A 20,980-nucleotide genomic window follows, 5' to 3' on the forward strand; every position below is an offset into this window, starting at 1 on the left:
GATACAGACCATGACTGAAGTTGCCTTGGACACCGCAACCCCACACGCACCGTCTGTTATCCGGCTGTTGCTCGAAAAACTTCGCGTGGGCTTCGAAGAGGTGCCTGAGCACTCTGAGCTGCCGGCCGAGTCTCGGGTGCAGGCGATTCTTCTTGATGACGAGATCGGTGCATTGCTGGTGCTGTTCCCCCATAGCAAGCTGCTGGACCTCAACCGTCTTGAAGAGTTGACAGGCCGTAAACTCAAGGCCGTACCCGTGCCGCGTCTGAAGCAGATGCTGGACAAACACCAGCTCAAGGCTCTGCCGGCCATCCCGGCGCTGACCAGCTCGCCGTGCTTGTACGAAGGCAAATTGCTCGACGCCCAATACCTGCTGATTCAATCCGGTGAAGCCGGTTTGCTGCTGAAAATTCATCGTGACGACTACAAGCGAATGCTCGCCAAGGCTAGCGCCGGCAGCTTCGGTCAACCTGTGCGCGACATTCGCCCCAACCTCGACCGCCCGGATGACGACCCCAAGGAAATTACCCAGGCTGTCCAGGCATTCACTGCCCGGCGCATTCAGAAGCGCCTGGAAGAAACCATCGAAATCCCGCCATTGGCCGATACCGCGCAAAAGATCATCAAACTGCGGGTCGACCCTAACGCCAGCATCGACGACATCACCGGTGTAGTTGAAACCGACCCAGCCCTGGCCGCCCAGGTGGTCAGCTGGGCCGCTTCGCCCTACTACGCGTCGCCGGGCAAAATCCGCTCTGTGGAGGACGCCATCGTCCGCGTGCTGGGTTTCGACCTGGTGATCAACCTGGCCTTGGGCCTTGCTCTGGGCAAGACCCTGAGCCTGCCCAAGGACAACCCGCAGCAGGCCACGCCATACTGGCAGCAGTCGATCTACACCGCTGCCATCATCGAAGGCCTGACCCGTGCGATGCCCCGCACCGAACGCCCTGAGGCTGGCCTGACCTACCTCGCCGGGCTGCTGCACAACTTCGGCTATTTATTGCTGGCGCACGTCTTTCCGCCACATTTCTCGCTGATTTGCCGGCATTTGGAGGTCAACCCTCACCTGAACCACACCTTCGTGGAACAGCATCTGCTGGGAATCAGCCGCGAGCAGATCGGCGCCTGGCTGATGAAGCTGTGGGACATGCCTGAAGAACTGTCCACCGCGCTGCGGTTTCAGCATGATCCGGCCTATGACGGCGAGTTCTCGGCCTATCCGAACCTGGTATGCCTGGCGACCCGCCTGTTGCGTGCCCGCGGTATAGGCTCGGGGCCGCAAGAACAGATCCCGGATGAGCTGCTCAGTCGCCTGGGCATTAGCCGGGAAAAGGCCGACGACGTGGTGAACAAAGTGCTTGAAGCTGAGGCTTTACTACGAGATCTGGCTTCGCAGCTCAACGCTCCGCACTGATGGCATCGCAGGCGCCTTTGGAGTGGGTTTAGCCGCGAGGACTGTGATCGAACACAGGCGCAATCGCGGGTAGCCCACCAAGGTTGCTCCACCGAGTACGAGGTCGTCGTTGATCAGCTTTTCTTAGGTTTCAGGTATTTCATCAGCCCTTGAAACCACATCACCAGCGCCGGATTGCCCTTGATCTGGATGTTCTTGTCTTGAATGCCCTGCATGAACGCGAGCTGTTTGTTACCGGCCTGCATAGTGGCAAAGCCGTAGGCTGCGTCCTTGAAGGCGATGGCGAAGGCTGGCTGGGGGTAGCTGCCACCCTTGCTGCTGATACGCTCGCCGCTGACGATGAAGTGCCGCGCTACTTTGCCGTCCAGCGTCTGCATCTGGAATACCAGGTCCTTGCCCTTGAGTTGCTGCTGAAACGCTGGGTTGTTGCGGCTGGCCCTGGCCATCAACAGCCCCATGGCCCAGAGAAGAAAGCGAAACTTCATCAACGCGCCTCGATTCAAAAATGACTGAAGCGCGCAGTCTATCCTTTTCCTGGACCAATTATGCAATTTCGAAACAATCAGCCCTGAGAACGCATGACGGGCGCCGTTGGGCGCCCGTCTGGTCAACGCACGGTCAGCCGCAAGTCACTTTTTCTTGGCAGGCTTGGCAGGCTTGGCGGGGGCATTAACGCTGTCGCGCAGGTTTTTTCCAGGCTTGAAGGCAACGGTATTACTGGCCTTGATCTTCACCGGTTCACCGGTTTGCGGGTTCTTGCCAGTGCGGGCGCCACGGTGACGTTTTTCAAAAGTACCGAAACCGACAAGGGTGACCGTGTCCTTGTCTAAGGCACCGGTAATGCTGTCGAGAATGGCGTTCAGCACCTGGTTGGCCTTTTCCTTGGTCAGGTCGGCTTTTTCAGCAATGACAGCGGCGAGTTCTGGTTTACGCATAGTGAAGCCTCTTTGACGGAATTTCTTGTTGTTATGCCGTGCTGCCATTGGAGCAGCGTTCAAGGCACCGCAGGCTCTAATCTGCGGCAGACGCAACTGAGAATGGCATGCCGGCCAAGGCCGCGCCAGTATCGGGGCGGCCATTGTGCTGGGATCAACAGGATAAATCCGACAGAACGCCCGTCATTCACGCCATCACGGGAGGCAGCAACCGATTCAGCGCAAGTTTTTCCATGACTGCGCTGCCGGTCAGGGCGTAGCCGAGCAATTCGCCGTCAGGGGCGCGGCAGAGCACTTTCAGGTCGCTGCCCTGCCCTTCGACCAGCCAATTCCCATCACGCCCCGCAGGCGGTGGCGACACCACCAAGGGGCAAGCTGGAGTCTTCACGGTTATTGGCATAGGCCCATAGGCGACCGCCGTCGGGTTACCGGCAAGGGTTTGGGCCAAAGCGCGGGCGCAGGCCATCAATGGCATGACGTACAGCAAGTTGATGCCGTCCACTTCAGCGCAGTCGCCGAGGGCGAAGATATTGCTGTGCGAGGTGCGCAGCTCGCGGTCCACCACCACGCCACGGTTGGTCTGAAGGCCCGCTGCTGCGGCAAGGTCGATGCGTGAGCGTAGGCCAATGGCCGAAACCACCAAGTCGCAAGGGATCACCTGCCCGTCGGACAAATGCGCCTGCAAGTTGTCGCCAGCCTGCTCCAGACGGTTGAGCACCGGCCCCAGGTGAAAGCGCACGCCCAAGCCCTGCAAACCGGCCTGCACGGCCGAAGCAGCAGCCGGATGCAGCAAGGTCGGCATGATTTGCTCGCAAGGTGCTACCACGTCCACCTCGAAGCCACCCAAGCGCATGTCGTTGGCAAATTCGCAGCCAATCAGGCCCGCACCGAGGATCAGCACACGCTGCCTGCCCTTGGCGGCGGCACGAAAGCGTGCGTAATCCTCCAGGTCATTGATCGGGAACACGCGATCGCCAGCCTCGCCTGCAATCGGCACCTGCACGGTCTGGGCTCCCCAGGCCAACACCAGATCGCGATAGACGATGGCCTCTTCACCAACCCAAACGCGCTTATGACCCGGATCGATCCCGCTGATACGGGTGTGAGTGCGGACTTCGGCTTTCAGTTGCTCGGCCATGGCCCCAGGCTCGGCCATGCACAGGCCATCGGCGTCCTTTTGCTTGGCGAAGCCTGTGGAAAGCATGGGTTTGGAATAGGAGCGACCATCGTCGGCGGTAATCAGCAGCAACGGCGTGTCGCCATCGAGCTTGCGAAATTCACGGGCCAGGTTGTAGCCGGCCAGTCCGGTACCGATGATTACCACGGGGGACGTCATGGCGCAGTTTCCTTTCTCAGCCGATGGAGATCATTTCGAAATCGCTTTTGCCCACACCGCAGTCAGGGCACAACCAGTCTGCCGGCACGTCCTCCCAGCGGGTGCCCGCCGGGATGCCGTCGTCCGGCCAACCCTCGGCTTCGTCATAGATCAGGCCACAGACGATACATTGCCACTTTTTCATCAGGTTTTTCCTCGGTGTCGCGAAGGTTTTGTTGTAGGCCGGCATTATGCAAGCAGTCAGAGCAATCATGCTAAGCTCGCCGCCTCTCTGGCTGTCATCAAGCATACCGACGTGTCGTACGAATCCCCGCAAGCAGCCGCTGTCGCGTGGCTGGCGTATTCACAGCTGGCCACTGACATCGACCGGCCAACCCTGGACTGGCTGTTCGACGAAGGCTCCTTGACTCGCCGTCTGATCCGGCTTTCCCTGGACCACTTCAGTGTCACCCCCCTGTTCGAAGGCTGGCAACCGCTGCGCGAAGACGAATGCCTGGCCCTGAACATCGCCCCAGGCGCCGAAGGGTGGGTGCGCGAGGTGTTTCTGCGCGGGCATGGCCAGCCGTGGGTGTTCGCCCGCAGCGTGGCCAGCCGCAGCGCCCTGGAAAGCGGTGGCCTGGACCTGGAAACGCTGGGTAGCCGTTCACTGGGCGAGATACTCTTCTGCGATCAGGCGTTCATCCGCCATCCCATCGAGGTGTGCCGCTACCCACATACCTGGCTGCCAGCCGATGTCAGGCAAGAGGGGTTATGGGGTCGCCGCTCACGCTTCGCACGGGACGGCCTGGAGCTGCTGGTGGCCGAAGTGTTTCTGCCTGCCCTGTGGCAAGCGGCCAAGGAGGAAAACCGCTGATGTACCTGCACTTGCTCAAATCACTCAACCGCCTGCATCCAAGGGCCTGGGACTTCGTCCAGCTTAGCCGCATGGACCGGCCGATCGGTATCTACCTGCTGTTGTGGCCGACCCTGACTGCGGTATGGATCGCCGGGCAAGGCTCGCCCACCCTGAGCAACGTGCTGATATTCGGCCTGGGCGTGGTGCTGATGCGCGCTGCCGGTTGCTGCATCAACGATTTCGCCGACCGCAAGGTCGATGGCCATGTGAAGCGCACCGCCGATCGCCCGCTTGCCAGTGGCCGGGTCAAGCCGCGCGAGGCATTGGCTCTGTTCGCGATTCTGGTGGGTGTGAGTTTTCTGCTGGTGCTGTGCACCAATAGCCGCACCGTGTGGCTGTCCTTCGGCGCCGTGGCCCTTGCCTTTAGTTACCCGTTCATGAAGCGCTACACCTACTACCCCCAGGTAGTGCTGGGTGCGGCCTACTCGTGGGGCATCCCCATGGCCTTCACCGCAGCCGGAGGCGAGTTGCCGGCCAGTGCCTGGCTGTTGTACATCGCCAACTTGCTGTGGACCGTGGGCTACGACACTTACTATGCCATGGTCGACCGCGACGACGACCTGAAGATCGGGGTGAAGTCGACCGCAATCCTGTTCGGCGACGCGGATCGCACGATCATCCTGACCTTGCAGCTTTTATCACTGGGCTGCTTGCTGCTGGCCGGCAGCCGCTTCGAGCTCGGTGGTTGGTTCCACCTGGGCTTGCTCGGCGCAGCGGCGTGCTTTGCATGGGAGTACCGATCGACGCGCAAGCGGGACCGGGAGTCATGCTTCAAGGCGTTTCTGCACAATCATTGGGCGGGGTTGCTGGTGTTCATCGGGGTGGTGCTGGATTACGCACTACGCTAGCTACCCAGATTCGCGGCCAAAGCCGCTGCTAAAGGGCTGAGGTCATCTGAAAGCTTGCGCATGCTTCCCAGAGCAGCTCTAGCCGCCCACACCGGCGCAGCCGATGCGGTGCACCGTATTGCGTACTTCGCGGCTAAAGCCGTCTCTCAGGGCTGAGGCGGGGTTAAGCGGTGCTCTCAGGGCTTGGCAACGTGCCAGACGTCCTTCATGCCATCACCGGTCATGTCTCCGGCTTTCTTGTCCTTTACGAAGGTATAGAGCGGTTTGCCGTCGTAGGCCCATTGCATCTTGCCGTCGTCACGCTTGATCTGCGTCCATTTGCCTTCGGCCTTCTCGTCCATCCCGGCCATCAGGGGAGGCCAGTTCATCGCGCAGTCGCCATTGCACATCGACTTGCCGTCGGCATCTTTGGCGAAGGTGTACAAGGTCATGCCTTGGTGGTCGACCAACATGCCGTCTTTCTCCATGGCAGGTTGGGCAGACGCCACCCCCGGCAATGCGATTGCAGCGAAAAGGGCCATCCAGCTCAGCGTATGTCGTGTCATTGGAATCACCGTGAATTCGGGGGGTAGAGTGCAGCCTGTTTACCGCCTTGGCGGCCCTGTGAAGCCTAGCGCAGTCATGCAATGTCGCCAGAACGGCCAACGCCCTGTCACACAGCTGCAATAATTCCGTTATCTAATGCGGGCCAAGACACGAATCCTGGGAGAGGTTTTAAGCATGGTTGGCAGAAACATTCTGATCGTCGACGACGAAGCGCCTATTCGCGAGATGATCGCCGTTGCATTGGAAATGGCCGGCTATGACTGCCTTGAGGCGGAAAACTCCCAGCAGGCCCACGCGATTATCGTCGACCGCAAGCCTGACCTGATCCTGCTCGACTGGATGCTGCCCGGCACGTCTGGCATCGAACTGGCACGCCGCCTCAAGCGCGACGAGCTCACCGGTGACATCCCGATCATCATGCTCACTGCCAAGGGCGAGGAAGACAACAAGATCCAGGGCCTGGAAGTGGGTGCCGACGACTACATCACCAAACCATTCTCCCCACGGGAGCTGGTTGCTCGGCTCAAGGCCGTGCTGCGGCGCACCGGCCCAAGCGACAGTGAAGCGCCGATCGAAGTCGGTGGCCTGCTGCTCGACCCGATCAGCCACCGCGTGACCATCGACGGCAAGCCGGCCGAGATGGGCCCGACCGAATATCGCTTGCTGCAGTTCTTCATGACTCACCAGGAGCGTGCCTACACCCGTGGCCAGCTGCTGGATCAAGTGTGGGGCGGTAACGTGTATGTCGAGGAGCGCACCGTCGACGTACATATCCGTCGCCTGCGCAAGGCGTTGGGTGAGGCTTACGAAAATCTGGTACAAACCGTCCGGGGCACTGGCTACCGCTTCTCGACCAAAAGCTGATCGAGCCTACCAGCACCAAGCCGCAAGCCGCTGTACAAGGACCGTCAATTGAACCAGAACTGGCACGCCACCCTGATTCGCCACCTGCTGCTGCTGATCAGCGTCTGCCTGATCGGTGGCCTGGTCAGCGGCTATTACGGCTGGAGCCTGGCCATTGGCCTGGCACTCTACCTGGGTTGGACCCTCAAGCAGCTGTTGCGCCTGCACGACTGGCTACGCAATCACCAACCCGACGAGGCACCGCCGGATGGTTACGGGCTTTGGGGCGAGGTGTTCGACAGCATCTACCACCTGCAACGCCGCGACCAGCGGGTGCGCGGGCGCTTGCAGGCGGTGATCGACCGGGTGCAGGAGTCCACTGCCGCCCTGCGCGACGCGGTGATCATGCTCGACAGCGATGGCAACCTGGAGTGGTGGAACCGCGCAGCAGAGACGCTGCTCGGCTTCAAGACCCCCCAGGACGGTGGCCAGCCGGTGACCAACCTGGTACGGCACCCGCGTTTCAAGGAATACTTCGAGGCAGAGAATTACGCCGAACCGCTGGAAATCCCCTCCCCGATCAATGACCGCATGCGCGTGCAGCTACATATCACCCGTTACGGCAACAATGAGCATCTGATGCTGGTGCGCGACGTTACCCGTATTCACCAGCTCGAACAAATGCGCAAGGATTTCGTCGCCAACGTATCCCACGAACTGCGCACACCGCTGACGGTGATTACCGGTTACCTGGAAACCCTGCTGGATAACGTCGAAGATGTGAATCCGCGCTGGGCCAGGGCATTACAGCAGATGTCCCAGCAAGGCTCACGCATGCAGACGCTGCTCAACGACCTTCTGTTGCTGGCAAAGTTGGAAGCCACCGACTACCCGTCGGACAACCAGCCGGTGGCGGTCGACGCACTGCTCACCGCGATCAAGCACGATGCCCAGGCGCTGTCTGGCCCACGCAAGCAGAAAATCACCCTTGAGGCGGCACCAGGCTTGCGCTTGAAAGGTAGCGAGTCAGAGCTGCGCAGCGCCTTCTCCAACTTGGTGTTCAACGCGGTCAAGTACACCCAGGACGAAGGCAGCATTCGCATTCGCTGGTGGGGCGACGATCAGGGCGCGCACCTTTCGGTGCAGGACTCTGGGGTGGGTATCGACGCCAAGCACCTGCCGCGCCTGACTGAACGCTTCTACCGGGTCGACTCCAGCCGCGCATCCAATACCGGCGGGACCGGGCTTGGGCTGGCGATCGTCAAACACGTGCTGATGCGCCATCGAGGCAAACTGGAAATCAGCAGCGTTCCGGGCCATGGCAGCACATTCACCTGCCATTTTTCTACGGCTCAGTTGGCCAGCCGCGAAAGTTGAAGCGTTGAGCCGATCTGGCAGCCCTTTGCTTTTAGAGCCCCAGCGGCTACATTGAACCCCCTGTGCCAGCAAGAGCTGGCACTTTTTTTCTCCCCATTGCTAAGACGGACCCCGTAAAAACTCCATCATGGACCCTTCCCCTGGTTTCAGCCTCGCCTCGTTATTCGCCGATTTCGGCATGATTTTCTTTGCCTTCCTGCTGGTACTGCTCAACGGCTTCTTCGTTGCTGCCGAGTTCGCCATGGTCAAACTGCGCGCTACCCGCGTGGAGTCCATCGCTGAACTGCATGGCTGGCGCGGCAGCATTCTGCGCAAAGTCCACAACCAGCTCGACGCCTACCTCTCGGCCTGCCAGCTAGGCATCACCCTGGCCTCGCTGGGCCTGGGCTGGGTCGGTGAACCCGCTTTCGCCCACCTGCTCGAGCCATTGCTAGCCTACCTGGGCGTGGACAGCGCCGAAGTGGTCAAGGCGGTGTCGTTCTTCGTCGCGTTCTTCGTTATTTCGTACCTGCACATCGTGGTCGGCGAGCTGGCGCCCAAGTCGTGGGCCATCCGCAAGCCCGAACTGCTGTCGCTGTGGACGGCGGTGCCGCTGTACCTGTTCTACTGGGCCATGTACCCAGCCATCTACCTGCTCAACGCCAGCGCCAATACCATCCTGCGCATCGCAGGCCAAGGTGAGCCCGGCCCGCACCACGAGCACCACTACAGTCGTGAAGAGCTCAAGCTGATCCTGCATTCCAGCCGTGGCCAGGACCCAAGCGACCAAGGCATGCGGGTGCTCGCCTCAGCCGTGGAAATGGGCGAACTGGAAGTGGTGGACTGGGCCAATTCCCGTGAGGACATGGTCATCATCGACGCCCATGCGCCGCTCAAAGAGATCCTCGCCCTGGTGCGCCGGCACAAGTTCAGCCGCTACCCGGTGTACGACGCCGCGCGTGAGGAGTTCACGGGCCTGCTGCATATCAAGGACCTGCTGCTGGAGCTTGCCGAGCTCGAACACCTGCCCGAAACCATCGACCTTGAAGACCTGGCCCGCCCGCTTGAGCGCGTATCACGGCATATGCCGCTGTCGCAGTTGCTGGAGCAGTTCCGCAAGGGCGGCGCGCACTTCGTGCTGGTGGAGGAAGCCGACGGCAAGGTGATCGGCTACCTGACCATGGAAGACGTGCTGGAAGTGCTGGTGGGCGACATTCAGGACGAACACCGCAAGACCGAACGCGGCATCCTCGCCTATCAGCCAGGCAAGTTGCTGGTGCGCGGCGATACGCCACTGTTCAAGGTCGAGCGCCTGCTCGGTGTCGACCTTGACCACATCGAGGCGGAAACCCTCGCCGGCCTGGTCTACGAGACCCTCAAGCGCGTGCCTGAGGAAGAGGAAGTGCTGGAGGTCGAAGGCCTGCGCATCATCATCAAGAAGATGAAAGGGCCCAAGATTGTCCTGGCCAAGGTGCTTAAGCTGGATTGACTTGCGGGGCCGCTCGATGGCCCCGCTGGTTTATTCGTATCACTGCGCCGGTTTGCTGTGTCTGCGGGAGGTCAGGTCCAGACCAACCGCCCGCATCACAGCCAACATCGTCTTGAGCGTAGGGTTACCTTTCTCCGAGAACGACCGATACAGATGCTCCCGGGAAACACCCGCCTCAGTGGCAATAGTGGTCATACCCTTAGCGCGGGCCACTACACCGAGGGCCTGCGCAATGTACGCCGCGTCACCCGTCTCAAACGCATCCTCCATGAATATGGCAATGGACTCTGCATCGGTCAGCGCTTCGGCTGGGTCGTAATCATAAAACTGTTCTTTCATTCATCATCACTCCACTGGCTGGCCAGTGATTTCGCTGTCTCGATATCTCGCGACTGGCTGCTCTTGTCCCCACCACATAACAACAGTACCAACTGATTACCGCGTTGCTGATAATAGATACGGTAACCGGGTCCATGATGGATACGCAGTTCGCTGATACCTTGACCCACTGGCTGGACATCACCAAGCAAACCATGCGCCAGACGAAAAACGCGTGCAGCAATAATTGCTCTAGCCTGCTTGTCCCGTAGCTTGCGCTCCCAATTCCTGTAGGTGGCTGTCTGCTTGATACTCTTCATGGGCAATTTGTAGCTTATAAATCACACTCTAGCAAGAGTACTCACGGGTTCCCGGCCGTGAAGTCCGGCAACCCGCCAAGCGGACGGTCGAATTGAAACGGTATCGACTCCAACGCCAGCCCCACATTGCGTTGCACCACGAAATGCAGGTGGGGGCCGGTGCTATTGCCGGTATTGCCAGACTTGGCCAGGGCCTGCCCGACCACGACCTGCTGCCCTTCATGCACTTTCACCGACCCTTGCATCAGGTGCAGGTAGACGCCCATGGTGCCGTCAGGGTGCAAGATGCGCACAAAATTGCCCCCTGGATTGGTCCCCCGGCCACTCTGGCCATTCTCCACCTTCACCACCATGCCGCCGCGCGCGGCAATGATTGGCGTGCCTTCGGGCATGGCAATGTCCATGGCGTAGCGGCTTTTCGGCCCGAAGTGGCTAAAGCGGCCGTTAGGCCCCTGTGTCAGGCGAAAAGGCCCACCCCTCCAGGGGAACGGGTAGCGGTAGGCCAGTGAACGCGGGGCCGGGTCGCCCATGGCGTACTGAAAGCGGGTGGCATACTGCAGTTGGCCGCCAGGCGCTGCCAGCACAGAACTGAGCACCTTGCTCGAACGTGGCCCTACCACCATGCGGACATGGCGCGGCTGGTTGCCGCCGAAGGCGTTGTTCAGTTTGTCGATGTACAGCTCCACCTGCATGGGCACGTACGACTCGTTGCGCACCATGAAACGCACCCCGCCGGGGAAGGTTTCGGCCTGCAGGCGCAGCTTGCCCTCGATCTGGTCGAGGATCGGCTCGCCAAGTTCGAAGGTTTTGGCGCCAGGGCTGTAGCGCTCGGAATATGACACCACACCGGCATCATCGACGCTCTTGTAGACCGTCACACCCAAGCTCGACGCCGAGGCCGACAGCAAGGCACACAACAACAGCAAGCGGGCGGCGGCTGGCATGATAGTGGCTTTTTGATAGTGACTATCTGTCGAAGACTAGCAGCGCCATTGCACGGCAGCCGTGCAACTGGTCGGAACGCCCCTTTGGAGCGGCGTTGCCGCTCCAACAGCAGGTCAGGCGCCGGGGGTGAAATGCTTCTGCTGGGTGCCGCGGGCGATCAGCCGCGAGAGGTAGTCGAGCTTCTGCGCATCCTGGTCGACGAACTTGAAGGTCAACTGCAGCCAGTCACTCTCAGGCTTGGGCTCCAAGGCCGCGATGGCGTGCAGATAGCCGTTCAAGCGAGCCACTTCGGCGTTTTCACCCTGTTCCAGGTCAAGTACCGCACCCTCGAGCACCTGTGGCAGCGCTGCACTACGGCGCACCACCAACAACGCCTCCTTGAGGCTCAATGCTTTGATCACGCAAGGCTGAGTGCCACTGGACAGACGCAGTTGGCCCTGCCCACGCCCGGTTTGAGCCGCGGCTGCTGCGGTCTGAGGCTTGGGCGGGTTGAGCAATGGCTTTGCCGGCGCCGCTGCGGGCGCCGCCATCCTGGCGGCTTCCGGCTTGCCGCTGGTCAACGCATTGAGCGAATCGTTGGCGAATGCAGAATTCACCCGTGCCGGCCCACCAGCAATCAAGCTTTCCAACTTGCCGATCTTGGTCAGGGCTTTTTTCACCTTGGTCAGCAACTGCTCGTTGGTGAACGGCTTGCCGACGAAGTCGGAAACACCTGCCTGAATGGCCTGAATCACGTTCTCCTTGTCACCACGGCTGGTAACCATGATGAACTGCAAATCCTTCATCTGCGGCTGTTGACGGCACCAGGTCAGCAGCTCCAGGCCGGACATTTCTGGCATCTCCCAATCGCACAGCACCAGGTCGAACGACTCCTTGCCGAGCATGGCCATGGCCTTGCGACCATTGACCGCATCTTCGATGACCATGCCAGGGAAGGCATTGCGCAGGCACTTTCTGACCAGGTCACGAATGAACGGTGCGTCGTCCACGACCAGCACATTGACTTTACTCATCGATACTCCTCTTGAACCCGACTAGCCTACCGCGCAATGGTGGCCACTTGCCAACTCTTGGTCACGCCGGGACTTCTTCGCATCGTTCGCGGGTGCCTGCCGTTTTGCTCTGCCATCAACGAAAACGCCCGGCACAGGCCGGGCGTCGATGCTCACGAGCAACTTTAGTTATCGTCAACTTTGCCCAGAACATTAGCGTTTTCACCCGCTTCACCTGCGTTACCTTCGACCTCTGCCTTCATGCGCTTAAGGCCCATATGGCGCACGTCGGTGCCGCGTACCAGGTAGATCACCAGCTCGGAGATGTTGCGCGCATGGTCGCCGATCCGCTCCAGCGAGCGCAGCACCCAGATCACACTCAGCACACGGGAGATAGAACGAGGGTCTTCCATCATGTAGGTGACCAACTCACGCAGCGCGGTCTTGTACTCACGGTCGATGGTCTTGTCGTACTGAGCCACCGCCAGCGCAAGGTCGGCGTCGAAGCGAGCGAAGGCATCCAAGGCATCGCGCACCATGTTGCGTACCTGATCGCCAATGTGTCGCACCTCAACGTAGCCACGGGGCGACTCGCCTTCCTCACACAGTTGGATAGCGCGGCGGGCGATCTTGGTCGACTCGTCACCAATGCGCTCGAGGTCGATCACCGACTTAGAGATGCTGATGATCAGCCGCAGGTCGGAGGCCGCAGGCTGGCGACGGGCAAGGATGCGCAGGCACTCTTCATCGATGTTGCGCTCCATCTGGTTGATCTGTTCATCGACTTCTCGCACCTGCTGGGCCAGGCCCGAGTCCGCCTCGATCAGCGCGGTAACGGCATCGTTCACCTGCTTTTCGACCAGGCCACCCATGGCCAGCAGGTGGCTGCGCACCTCTTCCAGTTCGGCGTTGAACTGCTGGGAAATATGGTGCGTCAGGCTTTCTTTGTTGATCATCGTTTCGCTCCGCGAAGCAGCTGCAAGCTTCAAGTGGTTCGTATCGGGCCCCGTAGGAGCAGCTCACCTGCGATCGCCGGCAAAGCCGGTGTCAGGCCGCCTGCTTGGCAAGTGAATCCGCTCCAACAGATGCCACGTAGTCATCTGGACTGAATCAGCCGTAACGACCGGTAATGTAGTCCTCGGTCTGCTTTTTCGCAGGGTTGGTGAACAACGTGTCGGTGTCTCCGAATTCGATCAGCTTGCCCATGTACATGAACGCTGTGTAGTCCGAAACCCGGGCCGCCTGCTGCATGTTGTGGGTCACGATGACGATGGTGTATTTGGCTTTGAGCTCGTAGATCAGCTCTTCGACTTTGAGCGTCGAGATCGGGTCCAGGGCCGAGCAGGGTTCGTCGAGCAGCAGCACTTCTGGCTCCACGGCGATGGTACGAGCAATCACCAGGCGCTGCTGCTGGCCACCGGACAAACCCAGGGCAGACTCATGCAGGCGGTCCTTGACCTCGTCCCACAGTGCAGCACCCTTCAATGCCCACTCCACGGCTTCATCGAGCACACGCTTTTTGTTGATGCCCTGGATGCGCAGGCCGTAGACCACGTTCTCGTAGATGGTCTTGGGGAATGGGTTGGGCTTCTGGAACACCATGCCGACTCTGCGACGCAACTCAGCCACGTCTTCGCCCTTGCGATAGATGTTGTTGCCGTACAAATTGATCGCGCCTTCCACGCGGCAACCGTCGACCAGGTCGTTCATGCGGTTGAAGGTACGCAGCAAGGTAGATTTGCCGCAGCCGGACGGGCCGATGAAGGCGGTCACGCGCTGCTTGGGGATGTTCATCTGCACATCGAACAGGGCTTGTTTGTCGCCATAGAACAGGCTCAGGCCGGGGACTTCGATGGCCACGGTTTCTTCGGCCAGGCGCAGGCTCTGCTTGTCGCGGCCCAGGGCAGACATATCGATGCCGTGGGTATGGGATTCTTGCTGCATGGTCAACTCCATACGCTATCAATTCGTTTCACAGGGCCGCCTGGCTGGCAGGCGGCACGCTTGCACATCAGGCTTAGCTATCGAGCGCCTTGTATTTCTCGCGCAGGTGGTTACGGATCCACACGGCAGACAGGTTCAGCGTGGCGATCACCAGCACCAGCAGCAAAGCAGTGGCGTAGACCAGTGGGCGTGCCGCTTCCACATTCGGGCTCTGGAAGCCGACGTCATAGATGTGGAAGCCAAGGTGCATGATCTTCTGGTCCAGGTGCAGGTACGGGTAGTTACCGTCCAGAGGCAGCGAAGGTGCCAGCTTGACCACCCCCACCAGCATCAGCGGCGCCACCTCGCCGGCGGCGCGGGCCACGGCGAGGATCATGCCGGTCATCATGGCAGGGCTCGCCATCGGCAAAACGATCTTCCACAGGGTTTCGGCCTTGGTCGCACCCAAGGCCAGGGACCCTTCGCGTACGGTACGCGGAATCCGCGCCAGGCCCTCTTCGGTGGCCACGATCACCACTGGCACGGCCAGCAATGCCAAGGTCAGCGAAGCCCAGAGCAGGCCTGGAGTACCCAGGGTTGGTGCCGGCAGCGCTTCAGGGAAGAACAGCCGGTCGATAGAGCCACCCAGCACATAGACGAAAAAGCCCAGGCCAAACACGCCGTAGACAATCGCCGGCACACCGGCCAGGTTGTTCACGGCGATGCGGATCAAGCGGGTCACCGGGCCTTGCCGGGCGTACTCGCGCAGGTAGACAGCAGCCAGTACGCCGAAAGGCGTGACGATCACGGCCATGATCAGGGTCATCATCACCGTACCGAAGATGGCCGGGAAGATCCCGCCTTCGGTGTTGGCTTCACGCGGGTCGTCGCTGAGGAACTCCCACACCTTAGCGAAGTAAGTACCCAGCTTGCTCAACACCGACATGCCGTTGGGCTGGATGGCGTGCACTACCTTGCTCAGATTGATCTCGACTTCTCGGCCACTGCCGTCACGGGCCACCAGGCTATCGCGGGCAAACGCCTGGTGCAGGCTGAGCAGGCGCTCTTCGATGGCCTTGTAGCGGCTATTGAGCTCGGCGCGCTCGGCGTCCATGTCGGCCTGAGCGGCGGCGTCCAGCTTGCCGTCCAGTTCCAGCTTGCGCCCCTGCAGACGCAGGCGCTCCAAGCCATGGTTGATGGCACCGATGTCTTTCTTCTCGAGGGTTTGCAGCTCGCTATTGAGCTGGTTAGCGCGTTTGAGACGAGCCTGCAGCTCGTTCCACGCCCCCGGGCCTTGGGCCACCACGCGGCCGTCTTGCTTGACGCTCACTAGGTAGCCGTAGAAGTTGCCCCACTCGCGGCGCTCAAGGGCGATCAGGTCGGCTGGGTGCTGCTGGTCCGACAACCACTCGCCCACCACCCAGGTGAAGTCGCTGCCGTTGAGGTCGCGGTTACCGACCTTGATCAGCTCTCGGGTCATGAACTCGGGGCCGTCATCCGGCACCGGCAACCCGGCGCCTTTGAGGCGTGCGCGTGGCACTTCTTCCTTTTGCACCACCTCGCCGATAACCACCAGGTCAGCCTGGCCGGGCACCTTGTAGGTGGCCTGAATCAGGTCGGCCGGCCAGAAGTGGCCGAGGCCGCGCACGGCGATCACTGCCAGCAGGCCGACGGTCATGATCACCGCCATGGCCACTGCGCCACCGCTGATCCAGACGCCTGGGGCGCCGCTTTTGAACCAGCCTTTGAGGGAATCCTTTTTCACGGATCGCTACCTTTCTATCAAAGCGACGAGTATTTCTTGCGCAGACGCTGGCGAATCAGCTCGGCCAAGGTGTTCATGACGAAGGTGAACATCAGCAGCACGAGGGCGGCGAGGAACAGCACACGGTAGTGGCTACCGCCCACCTCCGACTCGGGCATTTCCACAGCCACGTTGGCGGCCAGGGTGCGCATGCCCTCGAACAGGTTCAGCTCCATCACCGGAGTGTTGCCGGTGGCCATCAGCACGATCATGGTCTCGCCCACTGCCCGGCCCATGCCGATCATCAATGCCGAGAAAATGCCTGGGCTGGCGGTGAGTATCACCACGCGGGTCAGGGTCTGCCATGGCGTCGCGCCCAGGGCCAGAGAGCCCAGGGTGAGGCTGCGTGGCACGCTGAACACGGCGTCTTCGGCGATCGAGTAGATGTTGGGGATGACCGCGAACCCCATGGCGATGCCGACCACCAGGGCGTTGCGCTGGTCATAGCGGATACCCAGGGTGTTGGTGATCCACAGGCGCATGTCACCACCGAAGAACCAGCTTTCGAGCAATGGGCTGACCGCCAGGGCGAACCAGCCGATGGCCAGGATCACCGGGATCAGGATCGCCGCTTCCCAGCCGTCAGGGATACGCAGGCGGATCGACTCCGGCAGCCGGCTCCAGGCGAAGCCCGTCAGCAGAATGCCCAGCGGCATGATCAGGAACAGGCTGAAGACGCCGGGCAAGTGGCCTTCCAGGTAAGGGGCCAGGAACAGCCCGGCGAAGAAGCCCAGGATCACCGTTGGCATCGCTTCCATCAGTTCGATCACCGGCTTGACCTTGCGGCGCATGCCAGGGGCCATGAAGTAGGCGGTATAAATGGCAGCGGCAATGGCCAGCGGGGCCGCCAGGATCATCGCGTAGAATGCTGCCTTGAGCGTACCGAAGGTCAGAGGCGAGAGGCTCAGCTTGGGCTCGAAGTCGGTGTTGGACGCCGTCGACTGCCAGACGTACTGGGGTGCGTCGTAGTTTTCATACCAGACTTTGCCCCACAAGGCGCTGAAGGAGATTTCCGGGTGCGGGTTGCGCAGGCTCAACGGCAGTAGTTTGCCGCCTTCTTCGATGACAATGCGGTTGGCGCGTGGTGAAAGGGCCAGGACGCCAGCACCCTCGGCCACCGGCTCGACCAGCAAGGTGCGGTGCGCGGTACTGTGGAACACGCCAAGCTTGCCGTCGGCATCCAGAGCGATGAAACCCTTGCGGCGCTCTTCGGCATCGATCTGAGCGATCGCTGCCTTACCCAGCTGGAAGGTACGAATCTGCTTGAAGCGCTGCTCACCATCCGGGTCGCGGGCCATGAACCACTGAGCCAGGCCGCCCTTGGAGTCCCCTATGATCAGCGATACCCCCCCAACCAGTTGGGTAGCGGCGGTGATTTCGGTATCGCCGCTCTCGGACAGCTTGTAGCGGCCGTTGAGGCTCTTGTCCCGCAGGCTGAAGACATCGGCAGTGGCGCGGCCGTTGATCACGTACAGCCATTGTTGGCGCGGATCGATGAAGATGTTCTTCACCGCTTCGGTCATCTGCGGCAGTTCAATGCGGTTTTGCTCGGTGGTGGTTTCACCGGTCAGCATGTTTTCACTGCGCGACAGCTCGACCACTTGCAGGTGCGCACCGGTAGAGCCGGCTAGCATCAGCGTATCGCCGTTGACGTTGACGCTCACGTGTTCCAGCGCGCGGCCCTGGTCATCGAGCACCAACGGTTGCTGGCCATACGGATAGTCGATAGCGGGGCTGATGGTCTTTTTGTTGTTCGGGTAGGTGACTTTATAAGCGTGGTGGAATACCAGTGCCTGGCCATTGGACAAACCGAGCACCACCAGCGGGCTGCCCGGCTGGTCGGCGCTGATCGAGGTGACCTGGGCGCCTGGGGGGAGCGGAAGGTCGACACTACTGAGCTCATTGCCGCTCTTGGTGTCGAAGAAGATGACCTGCCCCTTGTCCGAAACGCGCATGCCCACAAGGTTCTGCTCTTCGAGGGCAACCATCAGCGGCTTGCCAGCACCCTGCTGCAGCCAGGCCGGCGTCAGGGCCTTTTTGCTTGTCAGCTCGGCGCCCTGAAATAGCGGCAGTACTACATAGGCCAAGTAAAAAAAGATCAGCGTAATGGCTGCCAACACAGCAAGCCCGCCTACCAGGACATACCAACGGGTCAGGCGATCTTTGAGGGCGCGCATGCGGCGCTTGCGTTGCAACTCGGGCGTATTGAAGTCAATCCGCACGGGCGGGGAGTTCGGGGTCATTGTGGAATTGGCCAGATCGTTCATGCGCACACCCTAGCGGTCCTGTATGACAAAAACATGACAGTGAGTTGACGCAAAAAAGCCCGCCGCTCAGGAACCCTGGCAACGGACTGGGAAGTCGTGGAAGAGGCCGGTAGCAGCGCCGGCCTCAACCCCAATTACTTACTTCTTGGCAACATTGTCCGTGTGGGACAGGCCCAGGTCGGCCAAGGTCTTGTCGACCACTTTGGCCGGCAGTGGGATGTAGCCATCCTTGACCACCACCTGCTGGCCGGCCTGCGACAGCACCAGCTTGACGAACTCAGCTTCCAACGGAGCCAGCGGCTTGTTCGGCGCCTTGTTGACGTAGACATACAGGAAGCGCGACAACGGGTACTTACCGTTCAGGGCATTGGTTTCGTTGTCTTCGACGAACTCGCCGCCTTCTTTCTTGGCCAGCGGCACGGTCTTGACGCTGGCGGTCTTGTAGCCGATGCCCGAGTAGCCGATGCCATTGAGCGAGGAGCTGATCGACTGCACCACCGAAGCGGAACCTGGTTGCTCGTTGACGCTAGGCTTGAAGTCGCCTTTGCACAGGGCCTCTTCCTTGAAGTAGCCATAGGTGCCCGACACCGAGTTGCGGCCGAACAGCTGCACCGGCTTGTTAGCCAGATCACCCGTCACGCCCAGGTCGGCCCAGGTCTTGACGTCGGCCTTGGCGCCGCACAGGCGGGTGGAGGAGAAAATGGCATCGACCTGAGCCATGGTCAGGCCTTTGATCGGGTTGTCTTTGTGCACGAACACCGCCAGTGCGTCGACGGCGACCGGGATCGCGGTCGGTTTGTAGCCGTACTTCTGCTCGAAGGCCTGCAGCTCGACGTCCTTCATCTTACGGCTCATCGGGCCGAGGTTGGCGGTGCCTTCAGTCAGCGCCGGTGGCGCGGTCGAGGAACCGGCAGCCTGAATCTGGATGTTTACGTTCGGATATTCCTTCTTGTAGGCCTCGGCCCACAAGGTCATGAGGTTCGCCAGGGTGTCGGAACCGACGCTGGAGAGGTTGCCCGACACACCCGTGGTTTTGGTGTAGGTCGGGATCGCAGGGTCGACAGCGGCTACCGCGTTGGCAGTTGCAACGCCAGCGGCGGCAAAGGTGAGGGCCGCCATCAAACGCTTCAGTTTCATGCCTTGCTCCTAGCAGGAATATTGGGGTGTTGGATGGAACGGGGCCCAGTATCTGCAGGCCGCATGAATACGATATGACTTAATTGTGACAAATGGATGAAAGGCCATCATCGAAAACAGATTCGGCCTCTTTACGGTTAAAGCCGCCCCTGCCGGGCCTTACAGTGGCTGCAAGACTCGGGGGGCGGCTTCAACCGTGAAGAGGCCGGAAACCTGGGTGCAGATCAGCGCTTATTGGCGAGCAGGTACAAGCCCACCAGTAGCCCGACGGCACACAGGCCTGCCACATAGTAAGCAGGCGCCATCGGGCTCACTTTGAGCAGCGCAGTCACCACCATGGGCGTAAGCCCACCGAAGATGGCGTAAGCAACGTTGTATGAAAACGACAACCCACTGAACCGCACCACAGGCGGGAACGCCTTGACCATCACATAGGGCACAGCGCCGATCACGCCCACGCACAAGCCGGTGATGGCATACAGCGGGAACAGCAGATCCGGCCGGGTCGGCAGGCTATGGTAGAAGGTCCAGGAACTGGCCAGCAGCAGCAGGCTGCCGATCACGAATACCCGGCCAGCACCGAAGCGGTCGGCCAGGCTGCCAGCGCCGATGCAGCCAATGCTGAGCAGGACGATCGCCAGGCTGTTGGCCTTGAGCGAGTCGGTGGGGCTGACGTGGTAGAGGCTCTGCAGCAATGCCGGGGTCATCAGGATCACCACCACGATGCCGGCGGACAGCACCCAGGTCAGCAGCATCGACAGGATGATTGGGCCACGGTGATCGCGCAGCACCGCGCGCAGCGGCAACTCTTCTGCCAGGGCCTTGCGCTGCTGCATTTCGGCGAACACCGGGGTTTCATGCAGCCAGCGGCGCAGGTACACCGAGAACAACCCGAACACACCGCCCAGCACGAACGGTATACGCCAGGCGTAATCAACCACCTGTTCGGCGCTGTAGAGGGTGTTGATGAGCGTCGCCACCAGCGAGCCCAGCAGAATACCTGCGGTCAACCCAGCAGTCAGCGTGCCACAGGCATAGCCGGTGTTACGCGCCGGCACGTGCTCGGAGACGAATACCCAGGCACCGGGCACCTCGCCGCCAATGGCCGCGCCTTGAATCACGCGCATCAGCAGTAACAGGATCGGTGCCAACAGGCCAACCTGCGCATACGTCGGCAGCAGGCCCATGATCAGGGTAGGCAGGGCCATCATGAAAATGCTCAAGGTGAACATCTTCTTGCGCCCTAGCAAATCACCGAAGTGGGCCATGACAATGCCGCCCAGCGGACGCGCCAGATAGCCCGCGGCAAAGATGCCGAAGGTTTGCATCAGCCGTAGCCATTCGGGCATGTCCGCTGGGAAGAACAACTTGCCGACCACGGTGGCGAAAAACACGAAAATGATGAAGTCGTAGAACTCCAGCGCGCCACCCAAGGCCGACAGTGAGAGGGTTTTGTAGTCACTGCGGGTCAGCGGCCGCGAGGGCTGCTCGATACTGCTCGGCACGGAGGTCATCGCTCGTTGTTCTCTTGTAGGGCATGCAGGCCGCTTGGCACGCGGCTTCTGGATTAGGCGAGGAGCGAAGATAGCAAATTGCCGAGCCTGGCTGAAAG

21 protein-coding genes are annotated in these 20,980 nt (G+C 60.7%); 6 read left to right on the forward strand and 15 right to left on the reverse strand.

Features of this window, described 5'->3' with window-relative positions; genetic code table 11:
• The first annotated feature begins 10 nt into the window (after nt 1–10).
• Nucleotides 11–1,414, forward strand: a complete 1,404-nt coding sequence (locus tag HU725_RS22405) for an aminoacyl-tRNA deacylase and HDOD domain-containing protein (protein ID WP_186476161.1) — start codon at nt 11–13, stop codon at nt 1,412–1,414.
• A 113-nt stretch (nt 1,415–1,527) separates the two neighbouring features.
• On the opposite strand, the gene HU725_RS22410 is transcribed toward HU725_RS22405, so the two are convergent.
• From HU725_RS22410 to HU725_RS22425, 4 genes are all read right to left on the reverse strand, one after another.
• Nucleotides 1,528–1,899, reverse strand: a complete 372-nt coding sequence (locus HU725_RS22410; protein ID WP_060477245.1) for a hypothetical protein — start codon at nt 1,897–1,899, stop codon at nt 1,528–1,530.
• 144 nt (nt 1,900–2,043) lie between these two features.
• The gene (locus tag HU725_RS22415; RefSeq protein WP_060477246.1) at nt 2,044–2,349 is read right to left on the reverse strand and encodes an HU family DNA-binding protein; all 306 of its coding nucleotides are present in this window, start codon (nt 2,347–2,349) and stop codon (nt 2,044–2,046) included.
• A 187-nt stretch (nt 2,350–2,536) separates the two neighbouring features.
• Nucleotides 2,537–3,685 carry an NAD(P)/FAD-dependent oxidoreductase gene (locus HU725_RS22420; protein ID WP_186476160.1) on the reverse strand — a complete coding sequence of 383 codons (1,149 nt, stop codon included), beginning with the start codon at nt 3,683–3,685 and terminating at the stop codon, nt 2,537–2,539.
• 16 nt (nt 3,686–3,701) lie between these two features.
• The gene (locus HU725_RS22425) at nt 3,702–3,869 is read right to left on the reverse strand and encodes a rubredoxin (protein ID WP_060477248.1); all 168 of its coding nucleotides are present in this window, start codon (nt 3,867–3,869) and stop codon (nt 3,702–3,704) included.
• A 111-nt stretch (nt 3,870–3,980) separates the two neighbouring features.
• Between HU725_RS22425 and HU725_RS22430 the strand changes: the two genes are divergently transcribed.
• Together HU725_RS22430 and ubiA are read left to right on the forward strand one after the other, a co-directional pair.
• Nucleotides 3,981–4,538, forward strand: a complete 558-nt coding sequence (locus tag HU725_RS22430; RefSeq protein ID WP_060477249.1) for a chorismate--pyruvate lyase family protein — start codon at nt 3,981–3,983, stop codon at nt 4,536–4,538.
• Nucleotides 4,538–5,428: a 4-hydroxybenzoate octaprenyltransferase gene (gene ubiA / locus HU725_RS22435; protein WP_186476159.1), complete on the forward strand. Its 891-nt coding sequence runs from the start codon at nt 4,538–4,540 to the stop codon at nt 5,426–5,428. The genes HU725_RS22430 and ubiA overlap by 1 nt, the downstream gene beginning before the upstream one ends.
• Before the next feature lie 176 nt (nt 5,429–5,604).
• On the opposite strand, the gene HU725_RS22440 is transcribed toward ubiA, so the two are convergent.
• Nucleotides 5,605–5,973, reverse strand: coding sequence for a COG4315 family predicted lipoprotein (locus tag HU725_RS22440; RefSeq protein ID WP_186476158.1), 369 nt, complete (start codon nt 5,971–5,973; stop codon nt 5,605–5,607).
• Between the two features lie 175 nt (nt 5,974–6,148).
• Between HU725_RS22440 and phoB the strand changes: the two genes are divergently transcribed.
• The 3 genes from phoB to HU725_RS22455 all read left to right on the forward strand — a co-directional run bounded on the left by phoB (nt 6,149) and on the right by HU725_RS22455 (nt 9,662).
• Nucleotides 6,149–6,838 carry a phosphate regulon transcriptional regulator PhoB gene (gene phoB / locus HU725_RS22445; RefSeq protein ID WP_003253341.1) on the forward strand — a complete coding sequence of 230 codons (690 nt, stop codon included), beginning with the start codon at nt 6,149–6,151 and terminating at the stop codon, nt 6,836–6,838.
• 48 nt (nt 6,839–6,886) lie between these two features.
• Entirely contained in the window at nt 6,887–8,194 is a 1,308-nt protein-coding gene (gene phoR / locus HU725_RS22450; protein WP_186476157.1) for a phosphate regulon sensor histidine kinase PhoR, read from the forward strand.
• A gap of 127 nt (nt 8,195–8,321) precedes the next feature.
• On the forward strand, nt 8,322–9,662 hold the full coding sequence (locus tag HU725_RS22455; RefSeq protein WP_060477253.1) for a hemolysin family protein: 1,341 nt from the start codon (nt 8,322–8,324) through the stop codon (nt 9,660–9,662).
• Between the two features lie 39 nt (nt 9,663–9,701).
• Here the strand turns inward: HU725_RS22455 and HU725_RS22460 are convergent, their stop codons facing one another.
• The 10 genes from HU725_RS22460 to HU725_RS22505 all read right to left on the reverse strand — a co-directional run bounded on the left by HU725_RS22460 (nt 9,702) and on the right by HU725_RS22505 (nt 20,882).
• Nucleotides 9,702–10,001, reverse strand: coding sequence for an addiction module antidote protein (locus HU725_RS22460; RefSeq protein ID WP_060477254.1), 300 nt, complete (start codon nt 9,999–10,001; stop codon nt 9,702–9,704).
• A complete protein-coding gene (locus HU725_RS22465) occupies nt 9,998–10,300 on the reverse strand; it encodes a type II toxin-antitoxin system RelE/ParE family toxin (RefSeq protein ID WP_186476156.1) in 303 nt (100 codons plus the stop codon). The genes HU725_RS22460 and HU725_RS22465 overlap by 4 nt, the downstream gene beginning before the upstream one ends.
• 41 nt (nt 10,301–10,341) lie before the next feature.
• A complete protein-coding gene (locus HU725_RS22470) occupies nt 10,342–11,244 on the reverse strand; it encodes a M23 family metallopeptidase (protein WP_186476155.1) in 903 nt (300 codons plus the stop codon).
• A 114-nt stretch (nt 11,245–11,358) separates the two neighbouring features.
• Entirely contained in the window at nt 11,359–12,258 is a 900-nt protein-coding gene (locus tag HU725_RS22475; RefSeq protein ID WP_060477257.1) for a response regulator, read from the reverse strand.
• A gap of 164 nt (nt 12,259–12,422) precedes the next feature.
• Nucleotides 12,423–13,193: a phosphate signaling complex protein PhoU gene (phoU, locus tag HU725_RS22480; RefSeq protein ID WP_186476154.1), complete on the reverse strand. Its 771-nt coding sequence runs from the start codon at nt 13,191–13,193 to the stop codon at nt 12,423–12,425.
• 154 nt (nt 13,194–13,347) lie between these two features.
• Nucleotides 13,348–14,181 (reverse strand): phosphate ABC transporter ATP-binding protein PstB, encoded by an 834-nt coding sequence (gene pstB / locus HU725_RS22485; RefSeq protein ID WP_060477259.1) that lies wholly within the window; start codon nt 14,179–14,181, stop codon nt 13,348–13,350.
• Nucleotides 14,182–14,254: 73 nt separating this feature from the next.
• On the reverse strand, nt 14,255–15,925 hold the full coding sequence (pstA, locus tag HU725_RS22490; RefSeq protein WP_186476153.1) for a phosphate ABC transporter permease PstA: 1,671 nt from the start codon (nt 15,923–15,925) through the stop codon (nt 14,255–14,257).
• 17 nt (nt 15,926–15,942) lie between these two features.
• Complete coding sequence (locus HU725_RS22495) at nt 15,943–18,231, reverse strand: ABC transporter permease family protein (RefSeq protein WP_186476152.1); 2,289 nt, start codon at nt 18,229–18,231, stop codon at nt 15,943–15,945.
• Nucleotides 18,232–18,369: 138 nt separating this feature from the next.
• The gene (locus HU725_RS22500; RefSeq protein WP_060477262.1) at nt 18,370–19,368 is read right to left on the reverse strand and encodes a phosphate ABC transporter substrate-binding protein PstS; all 999 of its coding nucleotides are present in this window, start codon (nt 19,366–19,368) and stop codon (nt 18,370–18,372) included.
• A 224-nt stretch (nt 19,369–19,592) separates the two neighbouring features.
• The gene (locus tag HU725_RS22505; RefSeq protein ID WP_060477263.1) at nt 19,593–20,882 is read right to left on the reverse strand and encodes an MFS transporter; all 1,290 of its coding nucleotides are present in this window, start codon (nt 20,880–20,882) and stop codon (nt 19,593–19,595) included.
• Nucleotides 20,883–20,980 lie beyond the last annotated feature (98 nt).

The organism is Pseudomonas promysalinigenes (assembly GCF_014269025.2).
Classification (GTDB): domain Bacteria; phylum Pseudomonadota; class Gammaproteobacteria; order Pseudomonadales; family Pseudomonadaceae; genus Aquipseudomonas; species Aquipseudomonas promysalinigenes.